The organism is Embleya sp. NPDC055664 (assembly GCF_053618075.1).
Map to the genome: position 1 here is coordinate 130,551 of NZ_JBSHGZ010000024.1, position 20,295 is coordinate 150,845.

Annotated in this window: 19 protein-coding genes and 2 pseudogenes; 11 read left to right on the forward strand and 10 right to left on the reverse strand. The window is 70.2% G+C overall.

Going from position 1 to position 20,295, the window contains the following annotated elements; genetic code table 11:
* Positions 1–186 precede the first annotated feature (186 nt).
* A complete protein-coding gene (locus ACWGR4_RS31500; protein WP_452130835.1) occupies positions 187–2,121 on the reverse strand; it encodes an amino acid transporter in 1,935 nt (644 codons plus the stop codon).
* A 427-nt stretch (positions 2,122–2,548) separates the two neighbouring features.
* Between ACWGR4_RS31500 and ACWGR4_RS31505 the strand changes: the two genes are divergently transcribed.
* Both ACWGR4_RS31505 and ACWGR4_RS31510 read left to right on the forward strand, forming a co-directional pair.
* Complete coding sequence (locus ACWGR4_RS31505) at positions 2,549–4,210, forward strand: FAD-binding dehydrogenase (protein WP_452130836.1); 1,662 nt, start codon at positions 2,549–2,551, stop codon at positions 4,208–4,210.
* The gene (locus ACWGR4_RS31510; protein WP_452130837.1) at positions 4,207–4,506 is read left to right on the forward strand and encodes a hypothetical protein; all 300 of its coding nucleotides are present in this window, start codon (positions 4,207–4,209) and stop codon (positions 4,504–4,506) included. The genes ACWGR4_RS31505 and ACWGR4_RS31510 overlap by 4 nt, the downstream gene beginning before the upstream one ends.
* On the opposite strand, the gene ACWGR4_RS31515 is transcribed toward ACWGR4_RS31510, so the two are convergent.
* Both ACWGR4_RS31515 and ACWGR4_RS31520 read right to left on the reverse strand, forming a co-directional pair.
* On the reverse strand, positions 4,503–5,327 hold the full coding sequence (locus ACWGR4_RS31515; RefSeq protein WP_452130838.1) for an ABC transporter permease: 825 nt from the start codon (positions 5,325–5,327) through the stop codon (positions 4,503–4,505). The genes ACWGR4_RS31510 and ACWGR4_RS31515 overlap by 4 nt on opposite strands.
* The gene (locus ACWGR4_RS31520) at positions 5,324–6,262 is read right to left on the reverse strand and encodes an ATP-binding cassette domain-containing protein (protein ID WP_452130839.1); all 939 of its coding nucleotides are present in this window, start codon (positions 6,260–6,262) and stop codon (positions 5,324–5,326) included. The genes ACWGR4_RS31515 and ACWGR4_RS31520 overlap by 4 nt, the downstream gene beginning before the upstream one ends.
* 162 nt (positions 6,263–6,424) lie before the next feature.
* Here ACWGR4_RS31520 and ACWGR4_RS31525 point away from each other — a divergent pair, with 162 nt between their 5' ends.
* The gene (locus ACWGR4_RS31525) at positions 6,425–7,084 is read left to right on the forward strand and encodes a PadR family transcriptional regulator (RefSeq protein WP_380006383.1); all 660 of its coding nucleotides are present in this window, start codon (positions 6,425–6,427) and stop codon (positions 7,082–7,084) included.
* Here ACWGR4_RS31525 and ACWGR4_RS31530 read toward each other — a convergent pair.
* The gene (locus ACWGR4_RS31530; RefSeq protein WP_380006867.1) at positions 7,081–7,176 is read right to left on the reverse strand and encodes a zinc-binding dehydrogenase; all 96 of its coding nucleotides are present in this window, start codon (positions 7,174–7,176) and stop codon (positions 7,081–7,083) included. The genes ACWGR4_RS31525 and ACWGR4_RS31530 overlap by 4 nt on opposite strands.
* Before the next feature lie 15 nt (positions 7,177–7,191).
* Positions 7,192–7,441 (reverse strand): annotated as a pseudogene (locus tag ACWGR4_RS31535) (alcohol dehydrogenase catalytic domain-containing protein); the annotation flags it as partial.
* Between ACWGR4_RS31535 and ACWGR4_RS31540 the strand changes: the two are divergent.
* Both ACWGR4_RS31540 and ACWGR4_RS31545 read left to right on the forward strand, forming a co-directional pair.
* Positions 7,334–8,038 carry a helix-turn-helix domain-containing protein gene (locus ACWGR4_RS31540; RefSeq protein WP_452130840.1) on the forward strand — a complete coding sequence of 235 codons (705 nt, stop codon included), beginning with the start codon at positions 7,334–7,336 and terminating at the stop codon, positions 8,036–8,038. The pseudogene ACWGR4_RS31535 and the gene ACWGR4_RS31540 sit on opposite strands and share 108 nt — an antisense overlap.
* 190 nt (positions 8,039–8,228) lie before the next feature.
* The gene (locus tag ACWGR4_RS31545) at positions 8,229–9,080 is read left to right on the forward strand and encodes an SDR family NAD(P)-dependent oxidoreductase (RefSeq protein ID WP_452130841.1); all 852 of its coding nucleotides are present in this window, start codon (positions 8,229–8,231) and stop codon (positions 9,078–9,080) included.
* A gap of 35 nt (positions 9,081–9,115) precedes the next feature.
* Here ACWGR4_RS31545 and ACWGR4_RS31550 read toward each other — a convergent pair whose 3' ends face one another.
* On the reverse strand, positions 9,116–10,024 hold the full coding sequence (locus ACWGR4_RS31550; protein ID WP_452130842.1) for a TIGR03564 family F420-dependent LLM class oxidoreductase: 909 nt from the start codon (positions 10,022–10,024) through the stop codon (positions 9,116–9,118).
* Positions 10,025–10,146: 122 nt separating this feature from the next.
* Here ACWGR4_RS31550 and ACWGR4_RS31555 point away from each other — a divergent pair, with 122 nt between their 5' ends.
* Entirely contained in the window at positions 10,147–10,668 is a 522-nt protein-coding gene (locus ACWGR4_RS31555; protein ID WP_452130843.1) for a TetR/AcrR family transcriptional regulator, read from the forward strand.
* Positions 10,669–10,777: 109 nt separating this feature from the next.
* Here ACWGR4_RS31555 and ACWGR4_RS31560 read toward each other — a convergent pair whose 3' ends face one another.
* Positions 10,778–11,332, reverse strand: coding sequence for a hypothetical protein (locus tag ACWGR4_RS31560; protein WP_452134283.1), 555 nt, complete (start codon positions 11,330–11,332; stop codon positions 10,778–10,780).
* A gap of 96 nt (positions 11,333–11,428) precedes the next feature.
* A complete protein-coding gene (locus tag ACWGR4_RS31565; protein ID WP_452130845.1) occupies positions 11,429–12,520 on the reverse strand; it encodes a polyprenyl synthetase family protein in 1,092 nt (363 codons plus the stop codon).
* Between the two features lie 345 nt (positions 12,521–12,865).
* Between ACWGR4_RS31565 and ACWGR4_RS31570 the strand changes: the two genes are divergently transcribed.
* From ACWGR4_RS31570 to ACWGR4_RS31585, 4 genes are all read left to right on the forward strand, one after another.
* The gene (locus tag ACWGR4_RS31570; RefSeq protein WP_452134284.1) at positions 12,866–15,031 is read left to right on the forward strand and encodes a PQQ-dependent sugar dehydrogenase; all 2,166 of its coding nucleotides are present in this window, start codon (positions 12,866–12,868) and stop codon (positions 15,029–15,031) included.
* A 622-nt stretch (positions 15,032–15,653) separates the two neighbouring features.
* Complete coding sequence (locus ACWGR4_RS31575) at positions 15,654–16,514, forward strand: ABC transporter ATP-binding protein (protein ID WP_452130864.1); 861 nt, start codon at positions 15,654–15,656, stop codon at positions 16,512–16,514.
* Positions 16,511–17,383, forward strand: a complete 873-nt coding sequence (locus ACWGR4_RS31580) for an ABC transporter permease (protein WP_452130846.1) — start codon at positions 16,511–16,513, stop codon at positions 17,381–17,383. Before ACWGR4_RS31575 ends, ACWGR4_RS31580 begins: the two co-directional genes overlap by 4 nt.
* Before the next feature lie 82 nt (positions 17,384–17,465).
* A complete protein-coding gene (locus ACWGR4_RS31585; protein ID WP_452130847.1) occupies positions 17,466–18,614 on the forward strand; it encodes an ABC transporter substrate-binding protein in 1,149 nt (382 codons plus the stop codon).
* Between the two features lie 107 nt (positions 18,615–18,721).
* Here the strand turns inward: ACWGR4_RS31585 and ACWGR4_RS31590 are convergent, their stop codons facing one another.
* Positions 18,722–19,078 (reverse strand): DUF6223 family protein, encoded by a 357-nt coding sequence (locus ACWGR4_RS31590; RefSeq protein WP_452130848.1) that lies wholly within the window; start codon positions 19,076–19,078, stop codon positions 18,722–18,724.
* Between ACWGR4_RS31590 and ACWGR4_RS31595 the strand changes: the two are divergent.
* Positions 19,035–19,417: pseudogene (locus ACWGR4_RS31595) on the forward strand (LuxR C-terminal-related transcriptional regulator); the annotation flags it as partial. The gene ACWGR4_RS31590 and the pseudogene ACWGR4_RS31595 overlap by 44 nt on opposite strands.
* Before the next feature lie 238 nt (positions 19,418–19,655).
* Here ACWGR4_RS31595 and ACWGR4_RS31600 read toward each other — a convergent pair.
* Positions 19,656–20,294, reverse strand: coding sequence for an enoyl-CoA hydratase-related protein (locus ACWGR4_RS31600; RefSeq protein ID WP_452130849.1), 639 nt, complete (start codon positions 20,292–20,294; stop codon positions 19,656–19,658).
* Position 20,295: the final 1 nt, after the last annotated feature.

Here is a 20,295-nt window from a genome sequence, read left to right on the forward strand (position 1 = left end):
GCCATGCGACTGTTCCGTGCCCGCGGCTATCTCGGGGCCTCGCTGCGGGACATCGAGGAGGCGACCGGGCTGCATCCTGCCGGCGCTCTACCAGGGCCTGTTGGTGCTGGTCCGAGCCGGCACCCCCCCCGCACGAAACTGCACGCCGTCACCGATGGCGCGATGGCGTCGATCGCCCCCGCCGGATCAGCCGACGTGGACGTGCGGGCGTCGGGCGCGGTCCGGCTCGGCCTCGCGGAGCACCTCGCGGGTCACGGGCGCGACCTCGCCTTGGCCGAAGAGGAAGAACCGCAGGAAATTGGTGAGGGGATTGCCCTCGGTCCATTCGAAATAGATGTGCGGGCGCTGCCCCGACGCGTCGCGCACATGCAGGAGAAGCGCGGCGAGCGCGTTCGGCACCGACGAACTCTCCAGCGTCAGCACCCGGTACCTGCCGTGCAGCACCTCACCCTTGACCCGCATGCCCGCCTCGAACTCCGACGGGTCCACGATCGTCACCTCGACGAAGATCACGTCGTCGCCGGACGGCAGGTGGTTGTCGGCGCGGATCTGCTCGGCCTTGTCGCGGTATTCGGCCTTGTCGCGCGTACCGGGCTGATTGGCGATGAAGCGGATCGTGCGGCGCGTGCAGTCGCGCACGAACCGCTGCGCCATGTCGTCCAACTCCATGTCGGTCACCCGCAGCTCGAACGACCGCACCAGGCGCGAGAGCAGCGACAGCGCCATGATGCCCGCGATGAAGCACGCGCCGATCTTGACGCCGTCCGGGCGCTCGATGACGTTGACCGCGGTCGTGTACACGAACACCGAGGCGATGACGCCGAACGCGATCGTCCACCCGCGCTGGCCGGCCCGGCGGGCGGCGATGGTCACCGCGATGGCCGCCGAGGTGATCAGTACGAGCACGCCGGTCGCGTAGGCGCCGCCCTGCTTGTCGACGCTCGCGTCGAAGATCCAGGTCACCAGGAACCCGACGAGCGTGAAGACGATGACCATCGGGCGTACGGCGCGGGCCCATTGCGGGGCCATGCCGTAGCGGGGCAGGTAGCGCGGCATCAGGTTGAGCAGGCCGGCCATCGCCGACGCGCCGGCGAACCACAGGATGAGGATCGTCGAGACGTCGTAGACCGTCCCGAACGCCGACCCGAGGTTCTCGTGTGCCAGATACGCCAGCGCGCGTCCGTTCGCCGGACCGCCCTCCTCGAAGGCGTCCTTCGGGATCAGCACCGTGGTGATGAAGCTGCTGCAGATCAGGAAGACGCTCATGATCAGCGCCGCCGTCGTGAGCAGCTTCTTGGTGTCCCGGATCCGCGCGGCCGGGCGGTGCGGGGCGTCGTCGTGCGCGCCCTGGACGTGCGGCATGACCGCGACGCCCGTCTCGAACCCGGACAGACCCAGCGCGAGCTTCGGGAAGACGACCAGCGACACACCGACCATCACCCAGATGCTCCCGCGCTCCGCGACCAGCGCGTGCCGCCAGTCGGTGACGACGTGCGGGTGGGCGAACACGCGCCACAGGCCGTCGGCGACCACCACCGCGTTCAGCACCAGATAGACGAACACCAGCACCACGGCCAGGCCGATCGCCTCGCCGAAACCCTTGAGGAACACCGCGCCGAGCAAACCGACCATCAGCAGGGTGATCAGCACCTCGTGGCCGCTGAGCGTGGCCGTGAAGTGCGGGTTCTCCGTCACGTGCGCGGTGGCGTCGGCGGCCGAGAGGGTGATGGTGATGAGGAAGTCGGTGGCCGCGAAGCCGAGCAGGGTGAGTACGAACAGCTTGCCCTTCCAGAAGGACAGCAGCCGTTCGAGCATCGCGATCGAGCCTTCTCCGTGCGGGCTCTCCTCGGCCACCCGTCGATACACCGGCAACGCCCCGAACAGGGTCAGCGCGACCAGCACGATCGTCGCCAGGGGCGAGAGCAGCCCGGCGGCCAACGCCGCGATGCCGGGCTGGTAGCCGAGGGTGGAGAAGTAGTCGAGACCGGTCAGGCACATCACGCGCCACCACGGGCGGCCCGCCTGGCCGGGTGCGGCCGACGTCCCCGGTTTCCCGACGTCGGCCTGGTCCCGGAGCAGCCACGTGCGCAGGCGTGGACGGTGGGCGGCGGGCGCGGCCATGGGATGGTCTCCTGTCGTGCGTGCTGGTCCGACGATGTGGGGAAGTCCGGGTCGCGGACCGGCGGATGCACCCCGGGTGGACAACCGCCGACAGGCGCGATCATGCCCGAATGTCCTATTTACCCGGGATTGCCACACTGTCCGGGCGGCCATCGGTCGGAGATGACGGCTACGCGACGTCGAACGTACACACGGATCACCGTCAAAACCCGCCGGAGAAACGTCAAGATCCCGTCAGGATCACAAACGGAACCGACACGACACCAGCACACCAAGAGCAGGCTGAAAACCGAACAGATAAAAGGTTTTCAAGCTTTGGTGGAAACCGAACGCCCACTAGAGTTTTGTGGGCCGGTCCGCCCGCTCGCCGACTTCACCGTCCACGCCCGCGCCACGTTCACCCGAGATTCAGCCAGGAGGTTCCGCTGTGATCGACCACGCGGACGTCATCGTCGTCGGTGCCGGCCTGGCGGGCTTGGTGGCCACGTACGAACTCGCCCGTGCGGGGCGGCGGGTGATCGTGCTGGACCAGGAGAACGAGGCCAACCTGGGTGGCCAGGCGTTCTGGTCGTTGGGCGGGTTGTTCCTGGTGGACAGTCCCGAGCAGCGCCGTATGGGTATCAAGGACTCGCGGGAACTCGCACTCGCCGACTGGCTCGGCTCGGCGGGCTTCGATCGCGAGCGTGAGGATCGGTGGCCGCGCCGGTGGGCGGAGGCGTACGTCGACTTCGCCGCCGGGGCCAAACGGGCCTACCTGCACGGGCTCGGTCTGCGGCTGACCCCCGCCGTCGGGTGGGCGGAGCGTGGCGGCGGCACCGCGACCGGGCACGGCAATTCCGTACCGCGTTTCCACGTGACCTGGGGCACCGGCCCCGAGGTGGTGCGGGTGTTTCGCGAACCGGTGCTCGCAGCGGCCGAACGCGGCCTGGTGGACTTCCGGTTCCGGCACCGGGTCGACGACCTGGTGGTCGAGGACGGCGCGGTCACCGGTGTGCGCGGGACCGTACTCGTACCCCACGACGCGCCGCGCGGCGTGCGCTCCTCGCGCGAGGCGGCCGCGGAGTTCGAACTGCGCGCCCAGGCCGTCGTGGTCACCTCCGGCGGGATCGGCGGCGACCACGAACGGGTCCGCGCACACTGGCCGGTCGACCGGCTCGGCCCCGCCCCGGCGGAGATGATCACCGGGGTGCCCGCGTACGTCGACGGCCGGATGCTCGACGCCGCCGAACGCGCCGGGGCGTCCCTGGTCAACCGGGACCGCATGTGGCACTACACCGAAGGCATCAAGAACTGGGACCCCATCTGGCCCGGCCACGCGATCCGGATCATCCCCGGCCCGTCCTCGCTGTGGTTCGACGCCACCGGCAAACGCCTGCCCGCCCCGCTGTTCCCCGGCCACGACACCCTCGCCACACTGCGCCACATCGGCGCCACCGGACATCACCACACCTGGTTCCTGCTCACCCGCACCATCGTGGAGAAGGAGTTCGCGCTCTCCGGGTCCGAACAGAACCCCGACATCACCGGCAAGGACCTCAAACTCGCCCTCTCCCGGGTCAAGAAGGGCGCCCCCGGGCCGGTACAGGCATTCCTCGACCACGGCGAGGACTTCGTGGTCCGCCACGACCTGCGTGCCCTCGTCGACGGGATGAACGCACTCACCCCCGACACTCCGCTCGACTACGCCGACATCGAGCGCGAGGTGCTGGCCCACGACCGCGAGGCGGCCAACCCGTACGGCAAGGACCTGCAACTGATGTCCATCCGCAACGCCCGCGCCTACCTGCCCGACAAGATCACCCGCGTGGTCAAACCGCACCGCTTCCTCGACCCCGCACACGGTCCGCTGATCGCCGTACGCCTGCACATCCTCACCCGCAAGAGCCTCGGCGGCCTCGAAACCGACCTCGACGCACGGGCGCTGCGCCCGGACGGCGAGGTGATCCCGGGCCTGTACGCGGCAGGCGAGGCGGCCGGCTTCGGCGGCGGTGGTGTCCACGGCTACAACGCCCTGGAGGGCACGTTCCTCGGCGGCTGCATCTTCTCCGGCCGAGCGGCCGGACGCGCACTGGCGCAACGCCTCGCGTGACGCGTCACGCGCCCCGGGCGCAGCGAAAACAAGGAGACGGCGTCGAGCTGTGCTGCGTCGTCTCCGCCGAGGCGACCGCCGCCGACCACCCCGCCCACCCGTACTTCGTCGCCCGCTACCGGCGCGTTCGCACCGGGATCACCGAAGCCTTGGAACACGCGGGCCGCAAGGGCGCACTACGCGCCGGCGTGGTCCCCGAGCGGTCCGCCCACGCCCGGCCGAGCCGGATCCTGCGCGGCCCGGGCTTCGGCCTCGGCCTCGGCCGCATGAGCCGAAGCCCAGGCCGAAATTCCTAGCGGCTCAGGTCGCGGAAGCGCTTGACCGCCAGTGGGGAGAACACCGCGATCAGCGCCACCGGCCAGGCCACCGCGAGGAGTTCCGCGTGGGTCGCGGCCCAGGAGTCGCCGCCCGTGCCCGGGTTGCCGAACAGATCGCGTACCGCGCCGGCCGTCGCCGACATCGGGTTCCACTCCACGACCGCGCCCAGCCACGACGGCATCGACTCGGGTGTGGCGATGGCGTTGGAGAGGAAACCGAGCGGCCAGACCAGGATCTGCACCGCCTGCACCAGTTCCGGCCTGCCCGCGACCATCGCCAGGTGGATGCCGACCCACAACATTGCGAACCGGAGCAACAACAGCAGTCCCACCGCGCCCAGGAAGGAGGCGAATCCCTCGTGCGTGCGCCAGCCGATGGCGTATCCGACCGCGATCATCACGGTCAGGCCGACCGCCGACTGCAACATGTCGGCGATGCTCCGTCCGACCAGAACCGCGCCGGAGTTCATGGGCATCGAGCGGAACCGGTCGACGACCCCCTTGTCGAGGTCCTGGGTGACCGCGAGCATCGTCGCCTCCAGGCCGAACGCCATGGTCATGGTGAGCATGCCGGGCACCAGGTAGGCCCGGAAGTCCCCGGCGACGCCCCGGCCGCCGCCGATCAGGTAGCCGAACATCAGCAGCATCATCACCGGGAAGACCAGGCCGACGACCACCTGCACGGGTTGGCGCGCCCAGCGGGCCAGTTCGCGCCTGGTCATCGTCCAGGAGTCGACGGCCGCCCAGCCCAACCTCGAACCCACACCATGTGCCGTGCCCGCGCCGTGAATCGCACTCATCCGGCGTCCTCCTTCGTCAGGTGCATGAAGACCTCGTCGAGCGTCGGTCGGCGTACCACGATGTCCTCGGCCTCGATGCCGGCCGCCGCCAGTAGCCGTACGGTTTCGGTCAGCGCGGCCATCCGGTCGGTGATCGAGGTGCCGACCATGCGCCGGTCCTCGTCGACCACCACGTCACCGGGCAGGAGCGAGGCCGCGCGTGCCAACTGGGCCGCGTCGCGCAGGACCACGTCGATGCGGTCGCCACCGGTCTCGGACTTCAGCTCGTCCGCCGTACCCTCCGCGATGACCCTTCCGCGGTCGATCACCGCTATCCGATCGGCCAACCGGTCGGCCTCCTCCAGGTATTGCGTGGTCAGCAGGACGGTGGTGCCGCCGTCCACCAGGGAGCGCACCGCGCTCCACACCTCCGCGCGGCCGCGGGGGTCGAGCCCGGTCGTGGGCTCGTCCAGGAAGAGCACCTGCGGCCGGGAGATGAGCGACGCCGCCAGGTCGAGCCGCCGCCGCATGCCGCCGCTGTACTGCTTGACGGCCTTGTCGCCGGTGTCCGCGAGCCCGAACCGGGCCAGGAGCTCGTCGGCCCGGACCCGGGCGCGGCGGGCGCCGAGATGGTGGAGGCGGCCGAACATCTCCAGGTTCTGGCGGCCACCGAGCTCTTCGTCGACCGCGGCGTTCTGGCCGAGCAGTCCGATGCGCGAGCGCACCTCGGCGGCCCTGGTCCGGACGTCGATTCCCGCCACCTCGACACGTCCCTCGTCGGGGCGCAGCAGCGTGGACATGATGCGTACGGCCGTGGTCTTGCCGGCGCCGTTCGGGCCGAGAATCCCCTGCACGGTCCCGGCGCGGACGGTGAGGTCGAGGCCGTCGAGCGCCTGCTTGTCCCCGTAGCTCTTGCGCAGTCCTTCGACGACGATCGCCGGATCGTAGTCGGGCAAGTCGGCCTCCCTCAATGTCAGTGGTCAAACTTGACTAGAGGGAACGTACGACGTTCCGAGCGTCTAGTCAAACTTGATTACACCTCGACGACGACCCGCGCCGCACTCGCTAGTCAAACTTGTATAGTGATATCGGTAAAAACTGCCCGGAGAGGAGATCGCATGTCAGCGATCCGGCTGCTGATCCTTGGCGCGGTCCGTCAGCACGGACGGGCGCACGGCTATCAGGTCCGCAACGACCTGGAATTCTGGGGGGCCCACGAGTGGTCCAACGCCAAGCCGGGCTCGATCTACCACGCGCTCAAGCAGATGGCGAAGCAGGGACTCCTCGTCGCGCACGACGTCGCCCCGAGCACCGTCGGCGGGCCGCCGCGCGTCGAATACGAGATCAACGACAGGGGAACCGAGGAGTACTTCACCCTGCTTCGCGAGGCCCTGCGTTCGCACGAGCAGAAGACCGACGTGCTCTCGGCCGGCATCGGCTTCATCGTCGACCTGCCGCGGGCCGAGGCGGTCGCACTCCTGGAGGAGAGGGTCGCGGGACTCCAGCGGTGGCGGTCCTCGGTCACCGAGTACTACACGCCGGCGGAGGGGCTCGAACAACTCGGACACATCGGCGAGATCATGAACATGTGGGTGCACTCGGCCGACGCCGGCGCGGCATGGACGCGCGGCCTGATCGAGCGCATCGAGAGCGGCGCGTACACGTTCGCGGGCGAGGGCGAACCCTTCGTGGGCGTACTCGCGGACGACGAGCCGAACCCGTACGCCACGCACCCGGCTCCCGAAAACGACATCCGCGGCAACCGCGAAGAACCCTAGTCGACCCTGACCACGTACTTGCCCCGCACCCCGCCCGCCTCCAGCGCCCGGTGTGCCACCGCTGTCTCTTCCAGCGGGAAAACCGTATCCACCGCCGGCCGCAGCTTCCCCTCCGTTACGCCAGTCGCGCCGGTGCCGAGTGCGGCGATTTCGCCGGCGAAGTCCGGCCCGATGCGGGAACTTTCGGCCGGTGGTGAGGCGGGCTCGACCGGAACGGGCGGCCGGTTCACCGCCGTTCACGCTGAACGCGTGCACGCGTACGAGGACTTCGCCGGGTGCCGGTGCGGGACGTGGCACCCGGCCCGCATACAGCACCTCGGGGCCGCCGAAGCGGTCCGCCGGCGCGGGCAACGCCACCACGTACGGATGGGCCCGGGCCACGCACGGCACCGACGCCGAAACCCGGTACGACATCGAGCGGTTCCTCTACCCGGAGGCCGAACTCCCGGACGACAAACGGTTCCACCGCGCCTGCTGACGATCCCGCTGGACCTGTGTGGCCGACTCGTAGGGCACCCCAGCGTCTTCGCCGTCAGCCCACTGCTGCGCGAGGCCGTCCTGGTCCTGACCGACGACCACCCCGAGACCCGCCCCGGCGCCCACCGACGACTGCTCGCCGTGGTCGTCGACGAGCTGTCCGATACCCCGGCGCAGTCCCTGCACCTGCCCGAACCGGACGACGACCGGCTGCGCACCGTCACCGACCTCCTCCATGCCGACCCCGCCCGGCCGGCGACCCTGATCGAACTCGGACGCGCCGCGGGCGCCAGTGAGCGCACCCTCAGCCGCCTCTTCCACGCCGAACTGGGCATGAGCTTCCACCAGTGGCGCACGATATTGCGCATCCATCACGCGCTGGCCCACCTCACCAACGGCATGTCGGTCACCGACACCGCGACGACGTGCGGGTGGTCGAATCCCCCCGGCTTCATCGACGCCTTCAACACCAACTGAGGATCGATCCGCGGGGCACCGGATTTGACGAGGCCGAAAGACTGGGGGAGAGGGCGATTCGCCGGCCGGTTCCGGTCGGATATCCGGCCCCGACGGTCGCGGGCCCGCATGTGGAGGTCTCGGGCTCCGGGGGCGGTGGACGCGCGGGCGAGGCCGCCGGCGCGGGTCGTCCGGATGGGAGGAGGGCAACATGCGGGAACTCGCGGGACGGGTCGGTGTGGTCACCGGGGCGGCCGGTGGCATCGGCTACGGCATCGCGCAGGCGTTGGCGGACGACGGGATGCGCGTGGTCCTGGCCGACACGGACACGGGTCGGCTGGAGGAAGCCGCCGCGATGTTGAGGGCGGACGGCGCGGAGGTGGCGGCGGTGCCCACCGACGTGCGGGACGCGGCTGCCGTCCGGGCCCTCGCGGATGCCGCACTGGCCGGTTTCGGACGGGTCGACGTCGTCTGCAACAACGCCGGGGTGTGGACGTTGAACAGGCAGTGGGAGACCGAACTCGTCGACTGGCAGTGGGTCGTGGACGTCAACCTGTGGGGCGTCGTGCACGGCGTGCGCACGTTCGTTCCGCTGATGCTCGCGCAACCGGAAGGCGGACACATCGTGAACACCGCGTCGATGGGCGGCTTGATCGGCGGCGCGATGACCGGACCGTACGGCGCCACGAAACACGCGATCGTCGGCCTGACCAAGGGACTTCGTGCCGAACTGGCCGACACCGCGGTCGGGGTGTCGCTGCTGTGTCCGGGCAAGGTGCGATCCGAGATGCTCGACCGGGTCAACGCCCGCCCGGTCGCGGACGCCGACGACGGGATGCCCGGCGACGGCGGGCCGACGCCGTCCGCCCGGGACATGATCGACGCGATGCGCAGGTCGCGGGCGGGGGCGATGAGCGCCAGGGAGGCCGGCGAACAGGTCGCCGCGGCGATCCGCGAGGACAGGTTCTGGGTGCTGCCGGGCGCCGATGCCCACGCGCCCCTGGTGCGGGCGGAGTTCGACGAACTGATCGGCGCGTTCGGATCGACGCCGGCAGACGGGTGAGTCCCGGACCGGGCGCGTGCCGGCGTCCGGCGTGGTCAGCCCTCGCGGCGGAGCGCGGACAACAGGGCGAGCGTCGCGGCGCGTTCCTCGGCGGTGCCGGTCAGGCTCGCGGTCAGCTCGGTCGCGCCGGCCTCGGCGTAGCGGCGAATCCCGCGCGCCACCGTCTCCTCGTCCCCGGCGATCACCGTCTCGACCACGCCCTTCTTCCCCTGGCGGTCCAACTGTGCGCGGTACGCGGGCAGTTCGCCGGCGAAGCCGAGGCGCTGCCCGACCTCGCGCAGTACCCGTGCCGGGTCGGCGGTGACGCTGACGATGGCGGTGACCACGATGCGGGGGGCGGGTCGCCCGGCCGCCGCGGCGGCCTCGGTGACGGTGGGGCGGATGTGTTCGGCGATCGCGTCCGGGCCGGTCCACACCACGACCACGCCGTCGGCGAGTTCGCCCGCGACCCGCAACATCCTCGGTCCCAGCGCGGCCAGGAGCAGATCGGGCGTGCCGGCGCCGGGGGTATCCAGGGCGCCGACCGCGGTGACGGTGCGGCCGCGGTGCTCGACGCCCTCACCGCGCAGCAACGGGCCCAGAACGGTGAGGTATTCGCGGATGTGGTCGGCCGGACGATCGTAGGAGTGGCCGAACACGCCCTCGATCACCGGCTTGTGCCCGGGACCGACCCCCAACGTGAACCGCCCGCCGGTGGCGGCATGCGCGGTCAGGGCCTGACCGGCCAGCGCGATCGCGTGTCGGGGGTAGGTGGGCACGATCGAGGTGCCGACGTCGATGCCCGGGACGCGAGCGCCGGCGAGGGCGGCCACGGTGATCGCGTCCCAGGAGGCGAGTTGGGGAAGGAAAGCGCTGTCCAGCCCGGCCCGAGCCGCGTCCCGGACACCGTCCAGGAGGTCGTCGAGGCCGGGTCGTTCCGGGTTGACCAGGGTTCCGATGCGCATCGCGACTCCAAGGTGAATCGTGGATTCATGTTGCCCGATGCAGCGTAACCTAAGCTGAACCCGTCCTTCAGGTTGGTCGTGGTGCATCTTCCGCGACGAAAACGAAAGAAAGGGTTCCCCGAGTGCGAGCCGACGCCGAACGCAACCGCGCGCTGATCGGCGCGGCGGCGCTTCGCCTGTTCTCCCGGCACGGCGCCGACGTGTCGATGGAGCGGATCGCCCGCGAGGCCGGCGTCGCCGTCGGCACCCTGTACCGGCATTTCCCGGACCGCAACGCCCTGGTCCACGCGATCGCCGCCTGCACGCTGCGTGACCTGCTGGCCCATGCCCGGGAGGCGGTCGGGCGAGACGAGCCGCGGCGACGCACGCTGATCGAGATCGTGGAGTACTGCACCCACCTCCCACTGGCCCTGGTCGCCACGCTGACCGCGACGCCGGTGGCGGACCCAGAGGTGGTGGAACTGCAACGCGAGGTCGACGTCCTCCTGGAGCAGGTGATCGGCCAAGCACAGGAGGAGGGCGACCTGCGTCGAGACCTCACGGCCACCGAAATCCTGACCCTGGTCAAGGTAATGGTCTGCCGCGCCGACGCCCGACCCGACGACCCGCTCACCGTGGTGATCCTGGCCGGCCTGGCACCATGAACGCGCACCGCCCGCCGCCGAGGGCCGGGTCGCGGTCGACGACGACGCGCGACCGGCCGGGTGGCGGGACGGGGACGGGGCGGAGAGGCTGCCCGCGGTCCCGCTCCGGCTACTTGCCGAACGTGAGCGATACCGCCGGTGAGGCGTTGCCGTACGCGTCCACGGCCACGACCCGGGCCACGTACCGGCCACGCGCGACCGTGCCCGGTACGGGGATGTCGAGGGTGTTCGGGCGGGGCATGAAGTAGTAGTCCGACAAGACCTTGGACGAGACGAGCGACTTGCCCGTCGCCGCGTCGGTGATGTCGACGTTGTAGTGGTGCACCATTTGGTCGTCCGTGGCCTGGGCGATCCGTACGGCCGTGCCGCCCTTGGCGTCGCGCACCGCGGACAGCGGCTCACGCGTGGTGAACCGCGGTGCCACGGTGTTGCGCGCGGCCTTGGTGTACGTGAAGTTGTCCTTGATCTGCTGGTTCGTCGAGCCCTTGAGGCGCACGGTCCAGGTGGGACCGCTCAGGGTGCCCGCGCTGGCGTACGGCGGCTGCCGGCTCGCCGACCACTTGCCGTCGGTGTAGATGTCGTGCTTGTCCGCGGCCATGTTCACCCGCGCGATTTCCGTGCGGTCCCGGTAGACCTCGACTGGACCTTCCGGTGAAGTGATCATGAACGTCTGGCCGGCTGGGTGGAGCCTGCGGTTCGGGCGTGTCCCGACCGTGGGGCGGATGTTCCGGCGGCGGTCGGGGAGAGTTTCTGCCGGTTTCTACCGATCGCGCGTGACGGACCAGGCCGGCAGGTGTGCGAAGAACGCCACGGCCTCCGGCCGCCATCGTTCACCCCACGTGCCGGTCAGCGCCGCCGCCTCTCGCGCGTGGTGCTCGGCGTCGGCTCGCAGGCTGCTGTCGATGCCGTGGGCGCGGGCGATCCGGCGGATCCGGTCGAGGGCGTCGTCGTCACAGGCCGGATCTCCCAGAACGGCGTCCACCACCTTGCGTTCGGCGTCGTCGGTCGCCGCCAGGAGGGCGCGGACGACGTAGCTGCGTCGCCCGGTGCGGATATCCGATCCGAGGGGTTTGCCGAGGGTTGCCGAGTCGCCGAACAGGTCGAGCCAGTCGTCGTGGATCTGGTTGGCGATGCCCACCGCGGTGGCGTAGGCGCGCAGTTCGCCCTCGTACGGAGCGATGTCGGCGCCGGCGGCGAGCAGGCCGAGGCGCAACGGGGCGAGCACCGAGTAGCGGGTCGACTTGTATTCGGTGACGGTGTGCAGGAACCCGATGCCGGCGTCCGGGTGGAAGTCGCGTTCCAGGTCCAGGATTTGCCCGTTGATCATGGCGGCCCCCGCATCGGCGGGAACGGCGGCCATGGTCGCGATGCGGGCGGGTGGCAGGTCGCCGGTGAGCAGGACGCGCAGGGACAGGAACGCGGCCAGGTCGCCGGCGAGGACGGCCAGGGCGAGGGCGACGTCGGGTCGGTCGGGGAACCGGCTGCGGTAGGCGTAGTAGGTGGATGGGCCGCCTCGGCGTACGGCCGCGTCGTCGATGATGTCGTCGTGGATCAGGCCGTGGGTGTGCAGCAGTTCGATGCTCACGGCGGCATCGTCGAGTCCGGGCACCGGCTCGTGCGTGACCAGGGCGGCGGCCTCGTGCAGCAGGGCGACCCGAAGGCGTTTGCCGCCGCGCAGTGACAACTCGCGTACCAGGTCGAGGGCCTGGCGGGGAAACGCGCCGTGCGGCGGCAGGTCCAGCGCGCCGCGCGCCGGATCGGTCAGGGCGTCGAAATAGGCCGCGAAGCGGACTTCGAACCGCTGCTGGTGGGCGGCTGCGCGATGTAGGGCGGCTGTTAGGACGTCGTTCACCGAACCAGGGTTGCATGCCGCCACGCGGACCCCGTCGCTGCCGGGTCGGTCCCGCCGACCACGCCGCGCGGACTGGGGTTCGCGCGCATCGGCCTCGACGGACGCATTCGCGGCCGCGCGTCGGGTGGCGTGTGACCCGTTGACAGGTGCCTTATCGGGCTCTAGCGTGCTCCATCACCAGTTAGGAAACTTTCCTAACTATCCAGGTCCAGCGCCAACTTCCCCCGCGTGAAAGACCGTTGCCGGAAATCGCGCACCGCGAAGACGCTCGCAGCGGCCCGCCCGGGGAGCACCACGAGCCGCCGAGCCGCCCCCGCGCTCGGTCCCTCTTCGCTGGAGGACACCGTGAGACGCAGCAAACCCCGGCCGTCCAGGGCATTCGGCGCCCTGGTGGCCGCGGCCACCACCGCCTCGCTCTGCGTGGCGCTGCCCGCCGCCCACTCCGCTCCCCTTCCTCGCGCCGCCGCCACGTACGAGGCGGAGGCCGCCCAGGTCGTCAAGGGCAAGGTGGAGTCCAACCACGCCGGTTACACCGGCACCGGCTTCGTGAACTTCGACGCGGTCTCCGACGCGTACGTCGAGTTCACCGTCCAGGCGCAGCAACCGGGTGCCACGAAGCTCGACTTCCGCTACGCCAACGGCACGTCCATGGACCGGCCGCTGGACGTCACGGTCAACGGAACCCAGGCCGCCAACGATCTCTCCTTCCCCGGCACCGGCGCCTGGACGACCTGGAAGACGGCCTCCGTCACGACGGCACTGGTCGCCGGTACCAACAGGATCCGTGCCACCACCTCGGGCGTGGACGGCCCCAACCTCGACAGCCTGATCGTCACCCCGCAGGGCCCGGCCGACACCGAGAAGCCGACGGCCCCGAAGAACCTGCGCAAGGACAAGGAGCCGACCACCACCTCCGTCTCGCTCGCCTGGGACGCGGCCACCGACAATGTGAAGGTCACCGGGTACGACGTCTACCAGCACGGCCAACTCATGAAGCAGGTCGACGGCTCCACGTTGGCCACCACGGTGACCGGCCTGACGCCGGAAACCAGCTACGACTGGACCGTCTTCGCGCGCGACGCCGTCCCGAACGTCTCCGACGCCAGCAACGCGGTCACCATCGCCACGCTGCCCGCGCCGCCCGACGGCGAGGCGCCGAGTGTGCCGCAGGGGCTGCGCGCCACCGGCAAGACCGCGACGAGCGTCGACCTGACCTGGACCCCGTCCACGGACAATGTGCAGGTCACGGGGTATGACATCTACCGTGACGGCGCCGCCGCCGGCACCTCGGAGACCGCGTCCACGACCGTCGCCGGCCTGAAGGCGGCCACGGCGTACCGGTTCAAGGTGCGGGCCTTCGACGCCAAGGGCAACCGGTCGGCGTTCGGCCCGGAAATCAGCGTCACCACCGCCGGTTCCCAGCCGGGTGGCGTTCCCGATCCGGGCACCGTGAAGACCCTGGCCAGTGGTGTGGATGTGGCCTGGGGCGTGGCGTTCCTGCCGGACGGCTCCGGGATCTACACCGAGCGCAACACCTTCGACGTCTACCGACTGACCAAATCCGGCCAGAAGACGAAGCTCGGCAAGGTACCCAACTCGCAGACCACCGGCGGCGAGGGCGGCCTCATGGGGCTGGAGGTCTCCCCGAACTTCGCCACCGACCACTACCTGTACTTCCTGCACACCTCGACCGACGGCAACCGCATCGCCCGGATGAAGCTGGAGAACAACACGCTCAGCGGCTACAAGGTGCTGCTCGACGGCATGGCCAAGAGCCGCTTCCACAACGGCGGACGGCTTCGCTTCGGCCCCGACGGCAAGCTGTACGCCGGCATGGGCGACGCCCAGAACGACTCTAGGGCGCAGGACAAGAACTCCCTCAACGGCAAGATCCTGCGCATCAATCCGGACGGCTCGATCCCGTCGGACAACCCGTTCGGCAACGCCGTCTGGTCCATCGGGCACCGCAACCCGCAGGGCCTGGACTTCGACTCCCAGGGCCGGCTCTGGCAGGCGGAGTTCGGCGACAGCATCATGGACGAGGTCAACCTGATCCAGAAGGGCGGCAACTACGGTTGGCCCAACTGCCAGGGCACCGAGGGTAGTTGCGCCGGATACATCGCGCCGAAGAAGACCTGGCCGGTGTCGTCCGCCTCGCCGAGCGGCCTGACCATCATCAACGACTACGTGTTCGTGGCCACGACCCGGGGTGAGCGCGTCTACCGGTTGCGTATCGACTCCGACTCCAACCTGGTCGAGCAGAAGGCGTACTTCGAGGGCACGTACGACCGGCTGCGCACCGTGGAGGTCGACCCCGACGGGGACATCTGGCTCACCACGTCCACGGACAAGGACGGCACGGCGGGCAACGACCGGATCCTGCTGATCGACATCGTCTACTCGAACGGCGTCGCCCAGGATCCCGGCAAGCCCGAGCCGACGGGCACAACCTCCGCAGCCTGGGACGCTTCGCCGACCCGGGACACCACACCACCCCCGACCAACCCCTGACCCTCCGCCCCGCCCCAACCGGACCGAGCCCACCGCGGCCCGGCCCGGTTGCGGGCACGCGCACGGGGAAGCCGGGTCGCGCTGGTCAGACGGCGGCGAGGGCGGTCAGGAGCGTGTCCGCGCGCAGGCGGAGCCCGGGTGTGTCGGCCCCGGTGACTCGGACGCCGGCCTCGACGGTTTCCCAGTCGATGGCGTATCCGGCGTAGTGGGACAGCGGTTCCAGGAACGTGCGCGGGTTACGCCCCCAGATCCATCCAACGATCGGGGGCGGGCGGCCCCCAGTCGTCGGGTCCGGCGGCTTGCGGCGATGTGTGGTTGTTGCCGAGGTGGGGGTTGTGACTGCGGGGAGTTACCTCCGGGTGTGTTGGTGGGGGTGCTCGGGTTCGGGTCGGTGCGTGTCTCAAGATCAATGTCACCTTGTCGATCCTATCGATTGTGAAATCTGACGCATCGTCATATCGTCACGCCGGTCGAGCGGAATGATCGACTCCGGTGGGGGCACCGGGTGTGCTCGAACTCGCGCGCATACGGCACTGGTTGCAAGGAACGACGGATCGTACGGACTTCAGGGGTGAGACACGTGGGCCAGGAACCGCCCGAGCCGGCCGCGCAGGCCGGCAGGATCCGAGCTGCCGGGGTCGAGCGCCGGTTCGGTCGCGGCGCGAGTCGCGTGCACGCGCTCGGGCCCCTCGAATTGGAGGTCGCGGCCGGCGAGTTCTGCTGCATCGTCGGCCCGTCCGGGTGCGGCAAATCCACCTTCCTGCGGATCGTGGCCGGCCTGGTCAAGCCGACCGCCGGCCGGGTCGAGGTGACGGCCGCGACCGCGAACCCCGCCGCGATGGTTTTCCAGAACTACGGCATCAGCCCGTGGAAGACGGTGCTGGCGAACGTCCGGTTCGGCCTGGACCTGCGTCGGGTGCCCCGCAAGGAGGCGAATGCCCGAGCCCGCGACTGGTTGGGCCGACTCGGACTCGCGGACTTCGCCGACCGTTACCCCGCGGCCTTGTCCGGCGGGATGCAGCAGCGCGTGTCGATCGCGCGGGCCCTCGCGGTCGAGCCGGAAATCCTGCTCATGGACGAGCCGTTCGCGGCCTTGGACGCGCAACTGCGGACGATCCTGCAGGACGAACTCCTCGAGATTTGCCAGGCCGACAAGCGCACCGTCCTGTTCGTCACGCACAGCCTGGAGGAGGCGCTGGTCCTCGGCGACCGCGTCCTGGTGATGTCCGCGCGCCCGGGTCGACTGATCGCCGAGCGGGTACCGCCGTTCGTCCGCCCCCGCACCGGAGAGGTGCGCAGGTCACCGGAGTTCGCCGCGATGCAGGCCGAACTGTGGGAACTGCTGCGCGGAGAGGTCGAGCAGGGGAGGGGTGTGGGCCGGGAGACGGGCCCGGAGACGGACCCGGATCCGGTTCGGGACCCGACCCAGGGCCGCGCGCGCAACCAGGATCAGGAATCGGGCAAGAAGGAGGTCGCACCGTGACGGTCACCGTGAAGGACGCCGCGCCGATCCGGGTGCTGGTCCGCGAGCCGGGCCCCGCGGAGCGTGATCCCGGCCGGGCGCGGACGCGACGCCGACTCCTGGAGATCGGCCTGGCCGTCGCCGTTCCCGTGCTGCTCCTGCTGTGGTGGCAACTCGCCGCGAAGCAGGGGTGGATCGACGACCGGCTCTACCCCGCGCCCTCGACCATCGTTGCGGACGGCTGGTCCGACGCCACCGACGGCAAACTGTGGCCGGACGTGTGGGCCACACTCGCCCGGGTCCTGCCCGGCTACGCGATCGGCGCCCTCGGCGGATTCGTCGTCGGCCTCCTGATGGGTACCAACGCGCTGATTCGGGCCGCGCTCGAACCCACCCTGGACGCCCTGTACGTGGTGCCGAAGCTCGCGCTCCTCCCCATCTTCATGACCATGTTCGGCCTCGGCGAGGCGCCGCACATCGCGCTCGTCGCCGTGACGGTGTTCTTCTTCGTCTGGATCGCCACGATGGCCGCCGTCATCGCCGTGCCCGACGGCTACCGCGAGGCCGGAGCGGTCTTCGGCGCCGGCCCCTGGCAGATGTTCCGACACGTGTTGCTGCCCGCGTCGCTGCCGCAGGTGATGGTGGGCCTGCGGATCTCGGCGGGCGTCGCGGTCCTGGTCATCATCGCCTCCGAAGGAATCGCCTCGCCCGACAACAAGGGCCTGGGCTACGTGATCTTCAATTCACGGCAACTCTTCGACAACCGCGCGATGTTCGTCGGAATCATCGTGGTCGCCATCGTCGGCGTGCTGTTCTCCGAGCTGATCCGCCGCGTGGGCCGACTGTGCACCCCGTGGGCACCGCGCGACCGCGGTCCCGGGCAGTCCTGACCCGACGTCACCACCTCCGCCGGGCCGGCTCGCGCCCGGCCGGCCCGAATACCACGGGCGCACCGACCCCGAAAGGCACATCATGGCGAGACGTGGATTCCTCACCACCACCGCACTGTTGGCGTGCACCGCGCTGCTCGCCGCATGCGGCGGCGGCTCTTCCGACTCCGGTTCGAACCGGTCCAAGTCCCCGCAGCCCAAGCGTGCGATCGAGGCGGTCGCGGGTTGCGAGAAGGCATGGACCGACCCGGCCGACCTGGCCCCGACCCGCAAGCCCGCGCGCTGCGCCGCGGGTTCGCCCGCCGCCAAGCCGCTCGCGCAGAAGGCAAAACTCACCGTGACCGCAGGATCGTTGTCGGCCGAATACCTCGGCCCGCTGCGCACCGCGATCGCCAAGGGCGAGTTCGCCAAGGAGGGCTTGGACGTCGAGCTCAAGCAGATGCCGGCCACCGACGCGATCACGCTGCTCGCCAAGGGCCAAGTGGACGTGCTGTATTCGGCGCCCGAGGCCGGCATGGTCAACGCGGTCAAGCAGGGCTTCGACATCAAGTGGGTCGCGGGCAACTACTCGGCGGCACCCGAATCCAAAACCGGAGTCTGGGCCAGGGTCAAGAACGGCCGGACCGGAGACGCGGTCGACCTCAAGAACGCGCGCTTCGGGACGCTGGTGGGCAAGACGTCGGTGATCATGTACCCGATCCAGAGTGTGCTCGCCCGGCACAAGACGAAGCCCACCGAGGTCTCGTTCCAGCAACTGGACGGTGCGGGTGTGCCCGAGGCGTTCAAGAACGGCGGCATCGACGCCGCGTGGCTGCTCGACCCGGCCTGGAAGGACTTCGAGGGCAAGCCGGAGTACACCTTCCTGGGTGGTCAGCCGGTCGGCGAGCCGCTCGGCGGAATGCTCTACGGGCAAAACCTCCTGGAGAAGAACCGGGACGCCGGCGTCGCGTTCCTGCGCGCGCTCATCCGCACCGTGAACACCTACTTCGCCGGCGACTACAAGCAGGACCCGGCTTTCGTCGAGGAGTTGGCGACGACGCTCGGCAGCAAACCCGAACTGCTGAAGGCCGTGCCCGCGCAGGTGGTCGACTGGGAGATCCGCGGCGGCACGACCGACCGGGTCCAGAGCATGTACATCGAGGGCAAGGTCATCGAGGCCCCGGCGCTGCCGGAGGACAAACTCGTCGACCGCTCCTTCTACGCCGAGGCCGTGGGCCACACGACACCCTGACCGCGCCGGCGACCGCACGGGTCGCCCATGAGCCATCGGTCGAACGCGGCGCCGCCGACGTCGACGACGTCGACGACGTCGGCTTCGGTGGCGTCGGCTTTGACCGGTCAGGCCGGCACGCGGCGGAAGCGGGCCAGGGCCGACGCGCCGAGTACCACGGCGATCACTCCGACGATCAGGGCGACGATGCCGCCGCCCAGGCCGTTGCCGGTCCCGAGGCCGCCTTCGGCGGTGACGACGACCAGCAGCCCGAGGGCCGCGCCGACCGTACCCGCGGCCAGGGCGACGAAGGCGCCGTTGCGTCCGGTGCCCGGTCCGGAGCGGGTGCGGGCGCGGCCGGTGGCGCGGGCCAGGGCCAGGGCGCCGACGATCGCGCCGGCCGGCCCGAGCAGGGCCGCCACGGAGGCGCCGATCCGCCTGGACGCGCTGCGTGCCGGCGCCGCCGGGTTCCTCGTCAAGGACATCGTGCCGGAGGACTTCCTGCACGCCGTACGCGTCGCCGCGCGTGGCGACGCGCTGCTCGCCCGGTCCATCACGCGCAGGCTGATCGACCGGTACATCACCCAGCCACTGCCCGGAGCCGCCACCGGCCTGGACGAACTGCCAACCGCGAACGCGAATCCGTCGCCCTGGTCGCCCAGGGACTGTCCAACGACGAGATCGCCGCGCGCATGGTGATCAGCCCGACGACCGCGAAAACCCACGTCAACCGAGCCATGACCAAACTCCACGCCCGCGACCGCACCCAACTGGTGGTCATAACCTACGAATCCGGCCTGGCCACCCCAAGAGGCAACACCTGACCCCAACCCACCCAACCCAACACCAACGCGACGCCTGCGACACCGCGCCAAGGCACGCCCGCGGCGGCGAGCGCGCAGAACGTGAATCGCACCGCACCGTCGTGCGCAGGCCGCGGCGGGCCGGGTGTTCATCGGCGTCCCAGCCGATCCAGACCGTTTGCAACCATATAGAAAATGGTTCACAGCGATGATTGCCCGGCCATGATCCCGCTCGTCGGGTGTTTGCGGGACATGCTCGTCAATGGCCGGTGAATCGTGGTTGGGTCTTGTTGAGGAAGGCGTCCACCGCTTCCCGATGGTCTGTGGACTTGCCGGCGCGGAGTTGGAGGGCGCTCTCCTTACCCAGCGCCCTGGCGAGCGGTAGCGTGGCCGCGCACACCAGGGCCTCCTTGATCGCGGCGAACGCCACCGTCGGCCCCGCCGCCAGGCGTCGGGCGAGGTCGTTCGCCGTCGCCGCGACGGCCTCGACGGGCACCACGCTGTTGGCGAGTCCCAGCTCCAACGCGCGCGACGCCGAGATCGTCTCGGACAGCATCAACAACTCGGTCGCCCGAGCGTGTCCCACCAGCCTCGGCAGGGTCCACGATGCTCCCGAGTCGGCACCGAGCCCGATGCCCGCGAACGCCGGGTTCACCGTCGCGGTCTCGGCGAAGACCCGGAAGTCGCACGCGAACGCGAGTGCCGCCCCGGCGCCCGCCGCCACACCGTTGACGGCCGCGATCACCGGCTTGCGCATCGTGGTCAGGGCCATCACCAGCGGGTTGTAGTGCTCGGCGACGGTGCCGAGGGCCGCCTGGGGGCTGCGGGCCAGTTGCTCGCGGTGTTGCCGCAGGTCCTGGCCCACGCAGAAGGCCCGCCCGGCGCCGGTGAGCACCACC

Excerpts from the sequence above, each read along its gene's own strand:
- ACWGR4_RS31500 (WP_452130835.1), bottom strand. The coding sequence starts at position 2,121 with ATGGCCGCGCCCGCCGCCCACCGTCCACGCCTGCGCACGTGGCTGCTC.
- ACWGR4_RS31515 (WP_452130838.1), bottom strand. The coding sequence starts at position 5,327 with ATGAGTGCGATTCACGGCGCGGGCACGGCACATGGTGTGGGTTCGAGG.
- ACWGR4_RS31525 (WP_380006383.1), top strand. The coding sequence starts at position 6,425 with ATGTCAGCGATCCGGCTGCTGATCCTTGGCGCGGTCCGTCAGCACGGA.
- ACWGR4_RS31545 (WP_452130841.1), top strand. The coding sequence starts at position 8,229 with ATGCGGGAACTCGCGGGACGGGTCGGTGTGGTCACCGGGGCGGCCGGT.
- ACWGR4_RS31550 (WP_452130842.1), bottom strand. The coding sequence starts at position 10,024 with ATGCGCATCGGAACCCTGGTCAACCCGGAACGACCCGGCCTCGACGAC.
- ACWGR4_RS31560 (WP_452134283.1), bottom strand. The coding sequence starts at position 11,332 with ATGATCACTTCACCGGAAGGTCCAGTCGAGGTCTACCGGGACCGCACG.
- ACWGR4_RS31585 (WP_452130847.1), top strand. The coding sequence starts at position 17,466 with ATGGCGAGACGTGGATTCCTCACCACCACCGCACTGTTGGCGTGCACC.
- ACWGR4_RS31590 (WP_452130848.1), bottom strand. The coding sequence starts at position 19,078 with ATGTCCTTGACGAGGAACCCGGCGGCGCCGGCACGCAGCGCGTCCAGG.